The following is a 16,749-nucleotide window of genomic DNA, read 5'->3' as shown; positions in this document are numbered from 1 at the left end:
TCGGGGGTGACCAAGGCGCTTGCGCTTTTCGATTTTAGTTGCTACTCTCAAAGTATCAATACATAAGGAGGTTCACTATGAATAACAGATTGCAGAAACTGTCACAGTGGATGAAGGAAAATGATATACAAGTCACTTTTGTCACATCACCGGATAATGTATTTTATTTAAGCGGCTTTTTAAGCGACCCTCATGAGCGCTTGCTTGGACTGGCTGTTTTCCAGGAAGAGGAGCCATTCCTCGTATGTCCGGCTATGGAAAAAGAAGATGCCAAGAATGCCGGCTGGAGCCATGAAATTATTGGGTACAGCGATATTCAAAATCCTTGGGAATTTATCCAGACATCCATACATAAAAGAATTGGAAAAATAAATAAAACAGCAATTGAAAAAGAGCATATGAATGTGGAGCGCTATGAATCAATTTCCGGCCTGTTCAGCGGTGCTTCATTCGTTTCGGCTGAAGCAAAGCTGCGTCAGCTTCGTATGGTTAAGGATGAAAAAGAATTGGAAATCCTCCGCGAAGCATGTGCACTGGCTGATTTTGCGATTGAAACAGGCTGTGCAGAGATTCAGGAAGGAAAAACGGAACTGGATGTTCTGGCTGCAGTAGAATATGCGTTAAAGAAAAAAGGCGTTAATGAAATGTCTTTTTCTACCATGGTTCTGACTGGGGCTAACGGAGCTTCACCTCATGGCACACCAGGAATGACGAAGATTCAAAAAGGGGATTTAGTCCTGTTTGACCTCGGAGTTGTCTGGAATGGCTATTGCTCAGATATTACAAGAACTGTAGCTTACGGTGATATCAATGATAAACAGAAAGAAATTTATGATACAGTCTTAAAAGCTCAGCTTGCAGCGGTGGAAGCGAGCAAGCCGGGAGTCACTTGCGCAGATATTGACCTGACAGCAAGAAATCTGATAGCAGAAGCCGGATACGGCGACTATTTCCCTCATCGATTAGGCCATGGGCTGGGTGTGAGCGTGCATGAGTACCCTTCATTAACAGAAACAAACCCGCTTTTGCTTGAAGAAGGTATGGTCTTCACCATCGAACCGGGTATCTATGTTCCAGGTGTGGCCGGAGTGAGGATTGAAGATGACCTTGCTGTAACAGCAGACGGAGTAGAAATTTTAACCAGATTCCCGAAAGAACTTCAAATTATAAAATAGAGAGTCGAACAATTCAGGCAGAAAATCCGGGGCTAGCAAGCTCCGGATTTTTTATATAATTTCTGGGCCTTAAGCTTTTCCTATTGCTGCTCCAATTGAGTTCTCGCATCTGAATAGTCAAGGCTATGGGCCTCAGCTACAGCCTTGTATGTCACGTAGCCATTTAATGTATTGATTCCCTTTAATAAAGCTTCATTATCCAGGCAAGCCTGTTTATAGCCTTTATTTGCTATTTGAACTGCATAAGGTACCGTCACGTTTGTCAGTGCCATAGTTGATGTTCTCGGAACTGCCCCCGGCATATTAGCTACCGCATAATGAACGACACCATGTTTTTCATATGTTGGATGGTCATGGGTAGTAATTCGATCAGTTGTTTCAAAAATCCCTCCCTGATCAATGGCAATATCCACGATAACAGAACCCGGGCTCATCGTTTTGATCATTTCCTCTGTCACAAGCTTAGGAGCTTTAGCACCCGGAATCAGTACTGCTCCAATAACGAGGTCTGACTCCTTAACAGCTTCAGCGATATTATAAGGATTTGAGATTAAAGTTGTTACTTCTCTTCCAAAGATATCATCAAGCTGCCGAAGGCGATCTGGATTCAAATCGATCATAGTCACCTTGGCACCAAGACCAATTGCCATTTTTGCCGCATTAGTCCCAGCTACACCGCCGCCGATTATTGTAACTTTCCCACGCTGTACACCCGGGACACCCGATAGGAGGATTCCTTTCCCGCCATGTATTTTTTCAAGGAACTGTGCGCCTACCTGAGCTGCCATCCTTCCCGCTACTTCACTCATTGGAGTCAATAGAGGCAAAGTCCGGTTGGGAAGCTGGACTGTTTCATAGGCTATGCCTGCAACCTTTTTATTTATTAAAGCATTAGTCAAATCAGGTTCAGCAGCCAAATGCAAATATGTAAAGAGAATTAACCCTTCCCGAAAATACACATATTCGCTCTGTATCGGCTCCTTTACCTTCATGACCATTTCCATGGCCCATGCCTCTTCTGCTGTCTGAACAATATGTGCGCCTGCACTCATATAGTCGCTGTCAGAAAAGCCCGATCCGATCCCGGCACCCGTTTCCATATAGACTTCATGGCCAAATTGGATAAGGTTCATAATACCGGCAGGAGTCATGGCAACCCTGTTTTCATTGTTTTTTACTTCCTTAGGAACTCCGATGCGCATTCTGCACACCTCCGTATTTTTAGTGATACCGCTATTAACTTTATATGGCTATTTTAGGGAAAAGTATACAATTCCTTTGCCTATTTTTCTCCTCCCAAACAATCATATAAAAAGCCCTCATGTATTTATGAGAGCTCGCTTTTCTTATTGCAGATTGCCTTCATTCCGTTCGTGAGCTTCCATGTCAAACTCGGCATTTGGCTGATCAATAACACCGCTGTTATACGCATTCATGATCTGTGCGCTAACCTCATTTGCACCCTGCTCATCAAAAAAATATCCGGATTCTGCTTTTGGCTCTCTCTTTTCCATCTTCATCTGCTCCTTTTCATAAAATTTTTATCAGCCTTACTATTGTTCGATTTTCTGTTACAGATATTCAGTTTTTATAGATGTATAATATAGGTAAAGGAGGAGATTCAAATGGGCATGAAGTATAAAAATATTTTAGTCGCTGTAGATGGTTCAACTGAAGCAGAATGGGCTTTTAAAAAGGCAATTGAAATTGCCAAGCGCAATAACGCTTCTCTGGTATTGGCACATATCATTGATACCCGCACGTTTGCCACTGTTGAAGCCTATGACCGCACGATTGCCGAAAGAGCTGACCGTTTCGCAACAGAATTAATGGAAAAATACAAAAGAACGGCTATGGATGCAGGCATCGAGAATGTAACATATGAAGTTGACTATGGTTCTCCTAAAGTGAAGGTTCCAAAGGATATTGCCAAAAAGCACAATGTTGACCTGATCATTTGCGGGGCAACAGGCATGAACGCGGTTGAACGTTTCATCATCGGCAGTGTATCTGAACATATTACCCGCTATGCCCGCTGTGATGTCCTCGTAGTCAGAACGGATAAAGAAGAAGAATAGAAAAAATGGCGCTGCATGCTGCAGCGCCATTTTTTTCATTATTTATTGGCAAACTCTTTACTGCTGACGTATTCCTTCGCTTTTTCAATCGCGAGGCTTACTTGTTTGAATCCTGTTCCGCCTGCACTATTTCTTCTTTTGACAGCTGTATATGGATCCAGTACTTCATAAATATCTTCTTCGAACAATGTATGAGCGTCCTTGAAATCATTTAGCGGTAAATCTCCAAGGAAGCATCCCTTTTGAACACAGACAAGGACCAGTTTCCCAACAATCTCATGTGCTTCTCTGAATGGAATGCCTTTATCAGAGAGATAATCCGCCAGTTCAGTAGCATTGGAAAAATCATTTTTAGTCGCTTTTTCCATCTGCCCGGTTTTAACCTTCATAGTGCGGATCATCCCCGCAAAGATTTTAAGTGAACCTGTGACTGTCTTTACAGTATCAAACATCCCTTCCTTATCTTCCTGCATATCTTTGTTATAGGCAAGGGGAAGACCTTTCAATACCGTCAAGAGACCCATGAGGTTTCCGTAGACACGTCCCGTTTTACCGCGTATGAGCTCCGCCATGTCGGGGTTCTTCTTCTGCGGCATGATGCTTGAGCCTGTTGCAAAGCTGTCATCGAGTTCAATGAATTGAAATTCCTGGCTTGACCAAAGGATGAATTCTTCACTTAAACGTGATAGATGCATCATCAGGATGGAGCTTGAAGACAGGAACTCCAAAATAAAGTCTCTGTCGCTGACAGCATCCAGGCTGTTCTCATAAATGCCTTCAAATCCGAGAAGCTCAGCCGTATACTCACGGTCAATCGGGAAAGTTGTGCCAGCCAGCGCCCCAGCCCCAAGAGGTGATACGTTAATTCTCTTTAAACTTTCAGTAAAGCGCTCTTTGTCTCTCTCAAGCATCCAGAAATATGCCATCAGATGGTGGCCGAAAGAGATCGGCTGTGCACGCTGCAGATGCGTATAGCCCGGCATGATGGTTTCCACATTATTTTCAGCCTGGATGATTAACTCCTCCTGCATTTCCTGAATCAATAAAACAATCTGCTCCACCTGCTTGGGCAGATATAAATGCATGTCTGTTGCCACCTGGTCATTTCTGCTTCTTGCTGTATGAAGTTTGCCGCCGACAGGTCCCGTCAGTTCAGTCAAATGGCTCTCGAGATTTAAATGAATATCTTCAAGCTTTACTGAGTAATCCAGCTCATCCCTGGCAGCTTTTTCTTTTAGCTGCTGAAGGCCTGTTTTGATTTTTTCTGCTTCTTTCTCAGTAATAATTCCTGTTTTAGAAAGCATGGAAACGTGGGCCATGCTTCCTTGGATATCTTCCATAACCAATTCCTGGTCAAACGAAATCGATGCTCCGAATTCATCTACCCATTCTTCAGCAGATTTTGTAAATCTGCCTCCCCATAGCTTTTTCACACTGTCACCTTCTTGCTGTTTTGAACAATGCTCTGCACTTTTGTCGGCAGCCCCCATAGCTTAATAAAGCCAACAGCCGCATTATGGTCAAATTCATCATCTGAAGTATAGGTTGCTAACTTTTCGTCGTATAGGGAAAAAGGAGATTTTCTTCCTTCAACAATTGCATGGCCTTTAAAGAGCTTTACTCTGACTGTTCCTGTTACAAATGTTTGTGTTTCTTTCAGGAAAGCCGTTAACGCATTGTTAAGCTGGGAGAACCACAATCCTTCATATATAAGCTCAGCCACTTTTTTCTCAATAACCGGTTTAAAGTGGGCCATTTCTTTTACCATCGTTAAGTCCTCAAGCTCTTTATGTGCTTTAAGAAGCGTCATCGCTCCCGGACACTCGTAAACTTCACGTGATTTGATGCCGACAAGGCGATTTTCCACATGGTCGATGCGCCCCACCCCATGCTTGCCTGAAATCTCATTCAGTTCGGCAATAAGCTCGGAAAGTTTCATACTATTGCCATTCAAGCTGACTGGCACACCCTTTTCAAAACCGATTTCAACCGTATCAGATGTATCAGGAGCTTTTTCAAGAGACACGGTAAGATCGTATGCATCTTCCGGAGGAGCAGCCCATGGATCTTCCAGAACTCCGCACTCATTGCTTCTGCCCCATAAGTTTTGATCAATGCTGTATGGAGAATCCAGGTTAATTGGGATAGGTATATTGTTTTGTTTTGCATATTCAATTTCTTCCTCACGTGACCAGCTCCATTCACGAACCGGAGCTAAAACCTGAAGATCAGGATTTAAAGCCTGAATTGCCACTTCAAATCGAACCTGGTCATTTCCTTTGCCGGTACATCCATGCGCTACTGCTACTGCACCTTCTTTTTCTGCTACTTCAACAAGCTTTTTGGCGATCAGAGGGCGTGAAAGTGCAGAAATCAATGGATACTTGTTTTCATATAAAGCATGTGCCTGAAGCGCAATTAATGCATATTCATTAGCAAATTCCTCTTTTGCATCAATCACATAGGATTGGACTGCTCCAACAGTTAAAGCTTTTTTCTGGATAAAGTTCAGATCTTTTCCTTCTCCAACGTCAAGGCAGCATGCAACAACAGCATAACCTTGATCCTGCAGCCATTTAACCGCAACTGATGTATCCAGACCGCCTGAGTATGCAAGAACAACTTTATTTTGTGACATTTATTTTTCCTCCTTAGATTATACGTATAAATATACAATGTAATTATATTTTTATTCATTTATTATTCTCTTACTTTAACAACCTTTTATTTAAAAATCAATACTTATTCTTAAAAATGTATAAAAATAAATACAATTATTCCAATAAAAAAAGGCAAAAGCCCTGTATTCAGCTTTTGCCTGCAGTATAGGTTAATGTTTTAATGCTTCATAAACCGCTGTAATTACACTTCCATATTGACTAATACTGTATGTGTCACCTTGAAACTTGTGCGGATCTTTTAATGGATCGATGACAGGAGAATGTTTTTTATTTGTCAGGAGAGCGATTGCTAAATTATTTTCTCTGTCTATCACCGTTACTGTTCCTGTCCAGCCGGTATGCCCAAATACTTCTTTCCCGGCATACTCGCTGAACATCCACTCCATACTTGAATCTCCGTTCAAACGCCACCCTAACCCATATGTAGGATTCATATCATAAGGTTTTACAAATTTATCAATTGTTTGTTTATCAAATAACTTTATATTTCCATAGCCCCCATCATTAAGCATCACCTGCATCAGTACAGCAAGATCTGAAGTCGTGGAAAAGAGACCTGCATGCCCGGATATTCCATCCATTGAATAAAAGGACTTCTCATCGTGAACCTCTCCCTGGAGAGTATAGGTGCGTATATTAGGAAATGAAATGACGCCATCCCTGGTGTTGCCGTGCAGTTCAGTTGCAGCGAAATCCTTTTCTTTAAATCCCTTGCGGAGAGGATTAAATAAAGTATGCTTTAACCCTAAAGGTTTATAGATATGATTCTCAGTATAACGGTCCAGCCTCTCTCCAGTAATTTTTTCAATAATAAATCCAAGCAGCATATAGTCAATATCACTGTAAACCTGTTTGGTGCCAGGTTCATACTGAAGGGGAGTTTTTAAAATCATGGAAAGTGTTTTACTGCGTTCCTGTGAATACAACTCTCCCGCCCTTTCAGGATTATGATAATGGACGCTTGAAGGAAACCCGGCTGTATGATGAAGCAAGTCGATGATCCGGATTTCACCTTTCCCTTTTATCTCATCGTCCGCTGAATCTTTAAATTCAGGAAAATAATGCTGAATTTTTTCTTCAAGATTGATCTTTCCTTCACTCACAAGATGCTGCAGTGAAAAATTAACGGCAAACATTTTCGTATTTGATGCTAAATCAAACATGGTTTTTGTTTTCATTTTCTGCGGGTGATTTAAAGGATCAGATTCATCAAAGACTTTGGCTGAACCATATGCAGAGTTTTTAACAATCTTGCCATCTTTAATAACGACTAAAGCAGCTCCTGGAAAACCATTTTCGATTTCCTCCTCGATAAGCTTATCAACCTCTTTGAGCTTTTTGGAAGAAAAGCCTGCATCCTCGGGGCGCTTTGCTTTTGACAAGGTTGGATATTCTAAAGCTTTTTTATGTTTAGATACTTGCTCTACTGGGCTGCTTCCTGTTCTGTCCAATTCTTCTCCCAGGGCTGCAGCGGGGTAAGGCAAAACCAAACCCAGCATTAGGCATAAAACTGTTAATTGCGCTAAAAATCTTTTCATATTCTCCTCCTCTTATTTATTTTAATATTCTTAATAGTCAATATGTTATTCGATATCCATTTAAGCTGTAAACCAATACCTTAGCCTTTCTATTAAATCAGTTCTTGTGAACCAAGTTCATTTATCTTCATATTAGTTCCATCGTAGTATCTGCAGAAAACGATTGAATACTAAAACATCCATGCACCGGAAACTTCTTTATAGTAAAATAAAAACAAGATGATTGTTTGGGGGATTCATAATGGAGGAGCATTTTTCGCATAATGGCCGTCTTGGCATTCCTATACCCGCCTTTGATCGGGATTGGGATGAATATTCACCAAAAACACAGCAGATGATCCTGTTTCAATGGGAAAAAATAAGAGGCAGGATTCCTGACCGCATTGCAGAGCTTGAAGCGGATATTAACAGGAAACAGGCTGAGCTTTCGGATGAAGGCAATTTCGAAAGATCATGCAGACTCAACAGTGAAATTTCAGAGCTCGCATCCGTCATTAATGATTTGTGGCTATGGTATCGAACGAATCAGGATATTACAGGAAAGATGCATTCATAAGAAAAACCTTTCCGCAGCGGAAAGGTTTTTGGCCCTTTATAAATCTTTTCTTAGTTCCCTGATGATATGCCCGAGTTCAGGCAGTATTAGCTTATTCATTGCCAGGCGGACTGCCCCGGATGATCCCGGTGTTGAGAAAACTGCTTTATTTTGCACGGTGCCTGCAGCAGCCCGTGAAAGCATGGCCGCAGACCCGATATCTTCAGTGTAGCTCAGCATCCTGAACAATTCACCGAATCCGTCGATTTCTTTATCAAATAATTCTCTAACCGTCTCGATCGTTACGTCCCGGAGAGCAATACCTGTGCCCCCATTTGTTAGAATAGCGTCAATGCCAGGATTTTCGCAGCCTTTTAATACGGCCTCACGAATTAGAGTTCCTTCATCCTTGACGATTTCATAGTCGGCAATAATATGTCCCGCCTCTTCGAGCAGCTGAATCATCAGCTTTCCGCTTTTATCCGTTTCTTCATCTCTCGTATCACTTACGGTAATCACTTTACATCTGACTTTTTTAGGCGCTTCCTTTTTATGCTCAAATGTACTCATATTGGCACCACCTTTGCTTGAAAATCATAGTTAACCTGAGTTTACTGCTGATCATTCTTTCTTTGCAGATATCTCATCTGATAATATTTATGGGCAAATTCTGTTACTTTTCTTGTCAGCTGGTAGTTGGTCCCTGCTCCAATGGCCATGCTGATAAAGGGAATTCCCTGAATTGATTTTCTCCGGAAAAAGTAAATAGCCATTCCTTTAAGAAGCTGCTTCATCGGCTGCTCAATCCAGCTGATATCAGTCAACTCTTCTTTTCCTTCATAAAAATAAAATTCCTCCTGGTTCTTCAGCTCGTTCATTAATTCTTCCCATGCACTGCTCTGCATCCTGGGCGGCAATGTGGCAGCGTGAAAAACCTTAAGAGAACTCATCATTTCGAATGGAGTATTGACTTCAAAGCCATAGGTCATGGCAATCAGCTGTACGGCACGCAGATTAATAACCGCCATAGCGGGAATATCAGCACCCAGCATGAGTGAGCTGCCCGAACCCGCAATACCGCCCTGTGCAAACGAATAAAGACGATGACGGGCAATCTGCTGTTGAGCTATGTATTGAAGCTGGTCGATATTCAATTGCTTCAGATCTTCAATCGTCTCTATATCAGAATGAAAAACACGGCCTGCCGTCAATATACGCTCTTTCGCATCCATTTGAAGCTGTGAACCCTGAATAAGCGCATGCAGATGAAACAGCCAGCTATCCATTGCTGAAAAAAATTGCTGCTGAACTTCTTCAGGCAATAGTGAAAAAGACCTTTCCAATGATTTATCATAAACCATCTCCAAGTCATTGGGCTCATAATTCAGCAGCTTGTTCTCCCACTCCTGAATTCCGGCCAAAACACTTTCTTCCCGTTCGTTCAATGGCATCGCAATTCCTCCCAAAACATTTTTCTTGGACTCAGTATAGCATAAGTTGGATGGGAAATTCTCCTTCCGGCTGATGGGCAATAATCAAATAAAAAAAGACAAGAGCGCTAAGCCCTTGCCTTGTTATCAATACTATTTTGCCAATCTCACAACATCACGCGCGATCATAACTTCCTCATTTGTCGGGATAATCATGACTTTAACTGGTGAATGAGGGTAGTTGATGAATGCTTCTTCACCGCGCACTTTGTTTAATGCAGGATCCCAGTATACGCCCATGAATTCCAGTCCCTGAAGAACACGTTCACGGATGACATCACTGTTTTCACCGATTCCGGCTGTAAAAATGATAGCATCTACGCCATACATGCGGGATGCATAGGATCCGATATATTTATGGATTCTATTTGCAAATACTTCAAGAGCCAATTCTGCTCTTTCATTTCCTTCAACAGCTTGAATTTCAATGTCGCGAAGATCGCTCGAGAAGCCGGAAACACCTAGCATACCGCTCTTTTTATTAAGGACATCAAGAACTTCATCTGCGTTCAAGCCTGTCTTTTCCATAATGAATGGAATAAGAGCAGGGTCCAGATTTCCTGATCGCGTACCCATTGTAACACCCGCTAATGGAGTGAATCCCATTGAAGTATCGATTGACTTTCCACCTTCAATAGCTGTAATGCTTGCTCCATTTCCTAAGTGACAGGAGATGAGGCGAAGCTGATCAAGCGGACGTCCAAGCATTTCTGCTGCACGCTCAGAAACATACTTATGGGAAGTTCCATGGAAGCCATACTTGCGAATGCCATATTTCTCATAATACTCATATGGCAAACTATATAGGAAAGAGCTTTCAGGCATCGTCTGATGGAACGCAGTATCGAATACTGCCACTGCAGGGACATTTGGAAGAACCTGCTGGAACGCCTTGATTCCTGTAATATTAGCCGGGTTGTGAAGAGGTGCAAGCTCAGATAGTTCATCAATTTTTGCAAGCACTTCGTCCGTAATAACAACTGAATCATTGAAAGCTTCACCGCCGTGAACAACACGATGTCCAATGCCTTCGATTTCATCAAGAGATTTAATGATCCCCAGAGTTGTTAATTTATCCAGAAGGATTTTAACTGCTATTGCATGATCTGGAATATCTGTTACTTCCTTGATTTTTTCGCCATTTACCGAAATATTGAAGACTGCGTTATCCAGCCCAATACGCTCGATTAAGCCTTTTGTAATAACTTCTTCACTCGGCATGTCAAATAATTGAAACTTTAATGATGAACTGCCGGCGTTAATTGCAATGATTTTTGCCATAAAGCTACCGCTCCTTTAGAATGTTCAAAGGGACTGATCTGTCACTTTAAACCAATACTTTTATATAACAATGTGTGATACGGCGATATAAAGTCATACAACTTTATTTTGTGCATCGGCCACAATTAATATCTCTCAATTTTCCATTTAAACACTGTATGCAAAACATTTCAAGAATCACCTTGCAATGATATCGTTTTCATGTTAAATTAAATATTTTCAGATACTTCCTTATATTTATTCATTTAAAAAGAAGCCGGCAAATACACAGCTTCTTTTTCGTTTATCCTTATTTACTTTCTTTAAACCAGACATCAATTTTCTTGAGGATTTTTTCTGCTTCTGCTGTTTTGGACAAGCTTGGCAAGTTGACCAGGAGCGCCTGCTTAGGGGGAGTGACTCCTTCCCCTTTCTTCTGAAGGATGAATATGCTTTTTGCCGCTTTTTCATTTTTGAACATAGTGAGCGGCAGCTGTATCAATCCTTGAATGTAGGCATTTTCCTTGATGAACTCATGAAGCTTAGGAGCCTGATCACTTTCGAACATTCCATTTGGAATGATAAAAAATAAATAGCCTCCAGATCTCACATGGTTCATGCTCTGCTCAATAAATAAGTGATGAGAATAGGAATGCCCCTCATCCGCTTTTAGCTTATACTCGGCCGAACGGATATCATTCGGATAATACCCGACAGGCAGATCACTTACTACGGCATCAGCGGATTCGATAAACAGCGGTTCGAGACTATCCTGGTTGAAGAATTGAATGGCGTGCTCCTGTAAATTGGCATTTATATAAGCAAGCTTGATCAATAAGTCATCAATCTCAATCCCAGTTGCCTCAATTACTTTACCGCTTTGGTGATTCATAACAGTGGTCAATAAATTTCCTGTTCCTACAGCAGGATCAAGCAGGCGGCAGCTTTTATCCTTAATGAACTTTTCCACAAGATACCCCATCAGCATTCCTACTGCATCAGGAGTCATCTGATGATTGGGCTGCACATTTTCCTTCATGCCTTTTAATATTGCAAGCTGAAAGGACTTTCTGATTTCTTCTTTTGTGCAGCTGCTTAAGTCAATGGATTCATAACTCTTCCTGAGCCTTTTAACTGTTAATTCACTGAGCTCATCCTGAAGAATACTTTCATGAAATAAATTCTCTCCTGTTTCAGCAAGAGCTTCTAAGTATGTACAATGCAGTTCTTCCTGCATAATTACAGCCGTTTCGTTTAAAATCGTAAATAAATCCTCAACCGGAGTTATTTTCACAGCATATTCCTCCCGTCCTTATTCTTTTTCCTATTTTAACGGGCTTTTGGTTCATTCACAAGTTTCGTGCTGAGGAATAAAAAAATTAAAGCTCCGGAACGAATCCGGAGCTTCCAATTTTCTATATTATTTCGCTTGTTTAGCTGCTTCCACTGCTGCTTCATAGTTTGGATGATCTGTTGCTTCACTGACATATTCCGCATATGTTACAGTGTCATTCGAATCGACAACAAAAACGGCACGGGCCAATAGGCGAAGTTCCTGGATGCCTACCCCATAAGCTTCTCCGAAAGACAGGTCGCGGTGATCAGAAACAGTTTGAACATTTTCAATGCCTGCTGCTGCACACCAGCGCTTTTGAGCAAACGGAAGATCTACGCTTACAGTAAGAATTTTTACATTATCAAGCTTGGAAGCTTCTTCATTAAAACGGCGTGTCTGTGCATCACAGACGCCCGTGTCGATAGAAGGCACTACACTTATAAGACGTACTTGCCCTTTTGAATCAGCAAGTGTAACTTCAGAAAGGTCATTTGCCAGCACCTTGAATTCAGGAGCTTTATCCCCTGCTTTAACTTCATTGCCCAGTAATGTTACAGGATTTCCTTTGAACGTAATAGATGCCATTTAAATCGTCCTCCTTAATCACTTATGTACAGTGTAAATCATATCTTTTCAGAATCTTTTTTGCAATTATTAAGGATGCATTCCAAGAAAAAAGTTAACTCTCCATAGGACAGTTAACTTCCTTCTCCTCTTAGATATCCAGATCCTGCTTATGTCCGTTGTACTCATCACTGTTTTCCTGCTGGTTCTGGCCTTGCTGGCTGCCGGAGCCACCGTCTTTCTTATTAAACATCTGCTGAATTTTATCGACTGCCTGCGGGGCAAGGTCAAGAATTTTCTCATACAAATGAGTGCTTTCATCAAGATGGACCATTTTTACCCCGTGAGAATTGACAATCAAAAAGGCGATTGGAGTGATGGAGACACCGCCTCCGCTCCCCCCTCCAAACGGGTGGCCCTTTTCCTCGCCTGATTGTCCATCAAGCATAAATTCGCTTCCTCCTGCTGCAAAGCCAAAGCCAACCTTTGAAACAGTTAAAATTACACTGCCATCAGGGGTTTCTACTGGATCCCCTATTATTGTGTTAACATCAATCATTTCTTTCAGGTTTTCCATGGCAGTTGTCATAAGCCCTTGAATAGGATGGTCAGACATTCATTGCTCCTCCTCTTTTAGACAGTTTTAGTACCATCATCAGATAAGGCAGAAAGCGGCTTTGTCCTGAAATCCGGCCGTCCGCCCTTCCAATATTTGATCAGTTTAATTCCTGCTAACATAGCATGCCCGAGACGAAAATGAATCATACATGAAATGGCTGTTTGTGAGACGGAAAATTGGAAATGGGGAGTGACGCTGATGCTGGGATGCGTTTTCAGTTTCATATAATGACTTATTAATCCAATAATGCTCCCTTTTATCGCCCAGAGAGCCCCGGTGATCATCCCCGTATGGGCCGCATCCCCAAGGCCAGCAAAAGTATGCCATTCAAGATTCCGGATTGTCACACGCTTGAGAAACTTACGTATTATTTTGTGGAGAGACACGATATGATTTATCATTGCTTTTGTATCATGCAAGCTATTAATAAGATCACCTGCGGAGTATTGCTTTGTATCTTTTTCAGGAGCATTTTCCTGTGGTCCTGCCGCCGTCTTTTCCTTAACAACGATAGTTGGCGAATTATCGTCTACTTTTATTAGAGGAACTTCTATTTTGTACCTGATCAGCCCGAACCAGGCTTTCAATTGGATTTTCAAATGATCATTATCGTTTCCATGGTAAAAATGAAAATATATCTTTAGTTTTGTTATCATAACTAGAATTAAAAGAAGTATGAGGGCAATTACGGCAATCAGGAGCCACTTCACTTTTTTCACACCCTTTCAGCTTTGTATTATGCCCAACTCAACAAAAATAAACCTGCCACCAGGCGGTGACAGGCTTCTATTTCTCCATTAAATGACTTGTTCATTTTGCCCTTCGTGAACAACAGAGGTATCTGCAAAAAGATCATGCAGCCCCTGTTTCTTAGGCAGGAAGGCTACAATGATATAGCCGATAAAAATGCTCACTGATATAAAACGGCCGATCCATTCACGGAACAAAATTGTGCCCCATGTCAGCTTTTCCCCTTTAAGATCTACTACTTTTAAACCAAATACCATTTTCCCGAGCGTCTGGCCAAAAAACTTTGTCATCAGCACAAAATAGGCGTAAAACGTAATGGCAGTTGCTATGGAAATCGGAGCAAACAAACTGCTTTCATGCAAAGGAATATCCAATGCTCTAAAAATTGGATTGATCAATATCCGGTCTACACTGCCAACCACAACCAAATCTAAAAGATAAGCCCAAAATCTCATCCAAAAACCAGCAAATCTGAGTGGTGATAAAGCTTTTTGAATGGGGAGGGTTTCTGCTTGTGTGACCGTTTCCTTACCAGACGGAGCTGCTTCATCAATGGGTGACTCAATCTCGCCTTCATCCTTACTTAAATCAGGACGAGGAAGCTCTCTTTCATTAGGATCATTTGAAGTCATCTTTTCTCCCCCTCCCTATTCAGCATAAAGATACATTAAACGCGGTGAGTTTGGCTGTGATAACAACTTCATCACGCCTGCCATTTCCAGGTCATCACCCATGATTTTTCGCGCTCCCATGCTGAACATGGAGCCGAACCCGAAATTCTCAGTATATTTTACAACCTGGGCACCATTTAATTTATGGTCTTTCTTCAACTGTTCAATGACATCATCGTCATAGCCAAAACCGTCAATCAGATTCAGTTCCTTCGCCTGACGCCCGTCATAAATGCGGCCGTCCGCAATTTCCTTCACTTGTGCCTCGGTTAATCCCCGGCCTTCCGAAATAACTTTAACAAATCCCTGATAGGAATTATTAATCATGGATTGAAGGATCTTTCTTTCCTCATCCGTCATCTCCCTGGTAGGGCTCATGATATCTTTATATGGACCGCTCTTAATCGTAACAAACTCCACACCATATTTTTCAGCAAGCCCCGCATAATTATAGCCCTGCATAATAACACCCAGCGAACCGGTCAATGTTTCGGGACTGGCAAAAATCTTGTCAGCAGGAGCGGATATATAGTAGCCCCCTGAGGCAGCCATTGATCCCATCGATATGTATACCGGCTTCTTTGTTTCTTTTTGGATTTCAGTAATCTTATCATGTATTTCGGCGCTTTCCACTACCCCTCCGCCTGGGGAATTAACCTTTATGACAATCGCCTTTACTGTACTGTCTTCTTTTACATAATCAAGATTATCCATGAATGCTTTGTGATTATAACCCGGACTTGCAAACAAAGAAGCTGCATCACCCGTATCCTGGATCACTCCATTTACGTCCAGCACAGCAATCTTTTTCTGTGCATTGCCCTCTTCAATGACTTCTTCCAAAAATGCTTCATTGCCTCCTGCAAATAGTTCATTTACCGAGCTTTCAATATCTGTAAATGCAAATGCAGTCACAAAATTCAGCACAACGGAAAATACAAACAATCCTGCTGCTATTCCCAGTGCAGCCCAACGTTTTCCATTCATTAAGAAATCCTCCTTTTAAAATGCCCTCTTCTAACATAATCAGCCGCCTTGTTAGACTGATTATGATTCCCAGAAAACCTGTTTGTCACATATTCTTCATACGTATAAAACTTTAAAAATGTTTCAAAAAAAGGTAAACTGAATTCAACAACCATAATCATAGCAAAATTTGAATTATTTGGGAAAGACTTTCTTACTGCTTGGAGGAATGAATATGCCTGAAAGACGCAATATATACTTCTATCACAAAAAAGATGAAGAAACGATGGGAAAAGTAGCTCCTCTTTACAGCCTGGCTGAGGAGCATGCCTTTACGATTGTCAATGACTTCAAAAAAGCCAATATCATTGTAAGCATAGGGGGAGACGGTACGTTTTTGCAGGCTGTCCGGAAAACCGGCTATAGAGATGACTGTCTGTATGCCGGAATTTCGACGACCGGAAGCCTTAGCCTGTACTGTGATTTCCATCTTGATGATACAGACAAGATGGTGGAGGCAATGACAAATGAACAAGTAGAGGTAAGGCGCTATCCAACTATTGATGTTACAGTTGATGACCAGACATCCTTTCAGTGCTTAAATGAATTCAGCATCCGCTCTGCCATAATTAAAACATTTGTAATCGATGTCTTTATCGATGATTTACATTTTGAAACGTTCCGCGGGGACGGAATGATTGTTGCCACTCCAACAGGAAGCACAGCTTATAATAAGTCAGTAAACGGAGCAGTTGTTGACCCGCTGCTGCCATGCATGCAGGTGAGCGAACTAGCTTCACTGAATAACAACCGCTATCGTACACTTGGATCCTCCTTTATTCTGAGCGGAGACCGGCAGCTGACCCTCAAAGTGGTTCAAGATGGCAATGACCATCCTACAATGGGAATGGACAATGAAGCCCTAAGCATTCAGCATGTCGAAAAAATTGATATAAAACTGAGCAGCAAAATCATCAAAACCGTAAAACTGAAAGACAATTCCTACTGGGAAAAAGTGAAGAGGACATTTTTATAAAAGGCTGTTTTCGCAAAGTTTTTTGCTATTTATATTAAATTTACTGAGTT

18 protein-coding genes are annotated in these 16,749 nt (G+C 41.6%); 4 read left to right on the top strand and 14 right to left on the bottom strand.

The window, feature by feature from the left end; genetic code table 11:
* Positions 1-77 precede the first annotated feature (77 nt).
* Positions 78-1,175, top strand: a complete 1,098-nt coding sequence (locus tag CHI10_RS14120; protein ID WP_095244884.1) for a M24 family metallopeptidase — start codon at positions 78-80, stop codon at positions 1,173-1,175.
* An 80-nt stretch (positions 1,176-1,255) separates the two neighbouring features.
* Here the strand turns inward: CHI10_RS14120 and ald are convergent, their stop codons facing one another.
* Positions 1,256-2,377 (bottom strand): alanine dehydrogenase, encoded by a 1,122-nt coding sequence (gene ald, locus CHI10_RS14115; RefSeq protein ID WP_095244883.1) that lies wholly within the window; start codon positions 2,375-2,377, stop codon positions 1,256-1,258.
* Positions 2,378-2,521: 144 nt separating this feature from the next.
* A complete protein-coding gene (locus tag CHI10_RS22395; protein ID WP_169799749.1) occupies positions 2,522-2,689 on the bottom strand; it encodes a hypothetical protein in 168 nt (55 codons plus the stop codon).
* Positions 2,690-2,800: 111 nt separating this feature from the next.
* Here CHI10_RS22395 and CHI10_RS14110 point away from each other — a divergent pair, with 111 nt between their 5' ends.
* Positions 2,801-3,253 carry a universal stress protein gene (locus CHI10_RS14110; RefSeq protein ID WP_095244882.1) on the top strand — a complete coding sequence of 151 codons (453 nt, stop codon included), beginning with the start codon at positions 2,801-2,803 and terminating at the stop codon, positions 3,251-3,253.
* A 38-nt stretch (positions 3,254-3,291) separates the two neighbouring features.
* Here the strand turns inward: CHI10_RS14110 and argH are convergent, their stop codons facing one another.
* The 3 genes from argH to pbp4b form a co-directional block, all read right to left on the bottom strand.
* Positions 3,292-4,686 carry an argininosuccinate lyase gene (gene argH / locus CHI10_RS14105; protein WP_095244881.1) on the bottom strand — a complete coding sequence of 465 codons (1,395 nt, stop codon included), beginning with the start codon at positions 4,684-4,686 and terminating at the stop codon, positions 3,292-3,294.
* Positions 4,683-5,891 (bottom strand): argininosuccinate synthase, encoded by a 1,209-nt coding sequence (locus CHI10_RS14100; protein ID WP_095244880.1) that lies wholly within the window; start codon positions 5,889-5,891, stop codon positions 4,683-4,685. The genes argH and CHI10_RS14100 overlap by 4 nt, the downstream gene beginning before the upstream one ends.
* Before the next feature lie 192 nt (positions 5,892-6,083).
* Entirely contained in the window at positions 6,084-7,472 is a 1,389-nt protein-coding gene (gene pbp4b, locus CHI10_RS14095; protein ID WP_095244879.1) for a penicillin binding protein PBP4B, read from the bottom strand.
* A 241-nt stretch (positions 7,473-7,713) separates the two neighbouring features.
* Between pbp4b and CHI10_RS14090 the strand changes: the two genes are divergently transcribed.
* On the top strand, positions 7,714-8,028 hold the full coding sequence (locus tag CHI10_RS14090; protein WP_095244878.1) for a hypothetical protein: 315 nt from the start codon (positions 7,714-7,716) through the stop codon (positions 8,026-8,028).
* A gap of 36 nt (positions 8,029-8,064) precedes the next feature.
* On the opposite strand, the gene CHI10_RS14085 is transcribed toward CHI10_RS14090, so the two are convergent.
* The 9 genes from CHI10_RS14085 to sppA form a co-directional block, all read right to left on the bottom strand.
* Positions 8,065-8,577 (bottom strand): MogA/MoaB family molybdenum cofactor biosynthesis protein, encoded by a 513-nt coding sequence (locus CHI10_RS14085; protein WP_095244877.1) that lies wholly within the window; start codon positions 8,575-8,577, stop codon positions 8,065-8,067.
* A gap of 41 nt (positions 8,578-8,618) precedes the next feature.
* Positions 8,619-9,458 carry an EcsC family protein gene (locus CHI10_RS14080; RefSeq protein ID WP_095244876.1) on the bottom strand — a complete coding sequence of 280 codons (840 nt, stop codon included), beginning with the start codon at positions 9,456-9,458 and terminating at the stop codon, positions 8,619-8,621.
* 132 nt (positions 9,459-9,590) lie between these two features.
* Positions 9,591-10,778: an acetate kinase gene (locus tag CHI10_RS14075; RefSeq protein WP_095244875.1), complete on the bottom strand. Its 1,188-nt coding sequence runs from the start codon at positions 10,776-10,778 to the stop codon at positions 9,591-9,593.
* A 289-nt stretch (positions 10,779-11,067) separates the two neighbouring features.
* The gene (locus CHI10_RS14070) at positions 11,068-12,051 is read right to left on the bottom strand and encodes a class I SAM-dependent methyltransferase (RefSeq protein WP_095244874.1); all 984 of its coding nucleotides are present in this window, start codon (positions 12,049-12,051) and stop codon (positions 11,068-11,070) included.
* A gap of 126 nt (positions 12,052-12,177) precedes the next feature.
* Entirely contained in the window at positions 12,178-12,678 is a 501-nt protein-coding gene (gene tpx / locus CHI10_RS14065) for a thiol peroxidase (RefSeq protein WP_095244873.1), read from the bottom strand.
* A gap of 130 nt (positions 12,679-12,808) precedes the next feature.
* The gene (gene ytfJ / locus CHI10_RS14060) at positions 12,809-13,273 is read right to left on the bottom strand and encodes a GerW family sporulation protein (RefSeq protein WP_095244872.1); all 465 of its coding nucleotides are present in this window, start codon (positions 13,271-13,273) and stop codon (positions 12,809-12,811) included.
* 17 nt (positions 13,274-13,290) lie between these two features.
* On the bottom strand, positions 13,291-13,986 hold the full coding sequence (locus CHI10_RS14055; protein WP_095244871.1) for a DUF2953 domain-containing protein: 696 nt from the start codon (positions 13,984-13,986) through the stop codon (positions 13,291-13,293).
* Positions 13,987-14,073: 87 nt separating this feature from the next.
* A complete protein-coding gene (locus CHI10_RS14050) occupies positions 14,074-14,658 on the bottom strand; it encodes an RDD family protein (protein ID WP_095244870.1) in 585 nt (194 codons plus the stop codon).
* A 15-nt stretch (positions 14,659-14,673) separates the two neighbouring features.
* On the bottom strand, positions 14,674-15,684 hold the full coding sequence (sppA, locus tag CHI10_RS14045; RefSeq protein WP_095244869.1) for a signal peptide peptidase SppA: 1,011 nt from the start codon (positions 15,682-15,684) through the stop codon (positions 14,674-14,676).
* Positions 15,685-15,898: 214 nt separating this feature from the next.
* Between sppA and CHI10_RS14040 the strand changes: the two genes are divergently transcribed.
* On the top strand, positions 15,899-16,699 hold the full coding sequence (locus tag CHI10_RS14040; protein ID WP_095244868.1) for an NAD kinase: 801 nt from the start codon (positions 15,899-15,901) through the stop codon (positions 16,697-16,699).
* The last annotated feature ends 50 nt before the right edge of the window (positions 16,700-16,749 follow it).

The organism is Bacillus sp. 7894-2 (genome assembly GCF_002272225.1).
Lineage (GTDB): Bacteria > Bacillota > Bacilli > Bacillales > Cytobacillaceae > Cytobacillus.
This window is presented reverse-complemented; position numbering and strand designations above follow the sequence as displayed.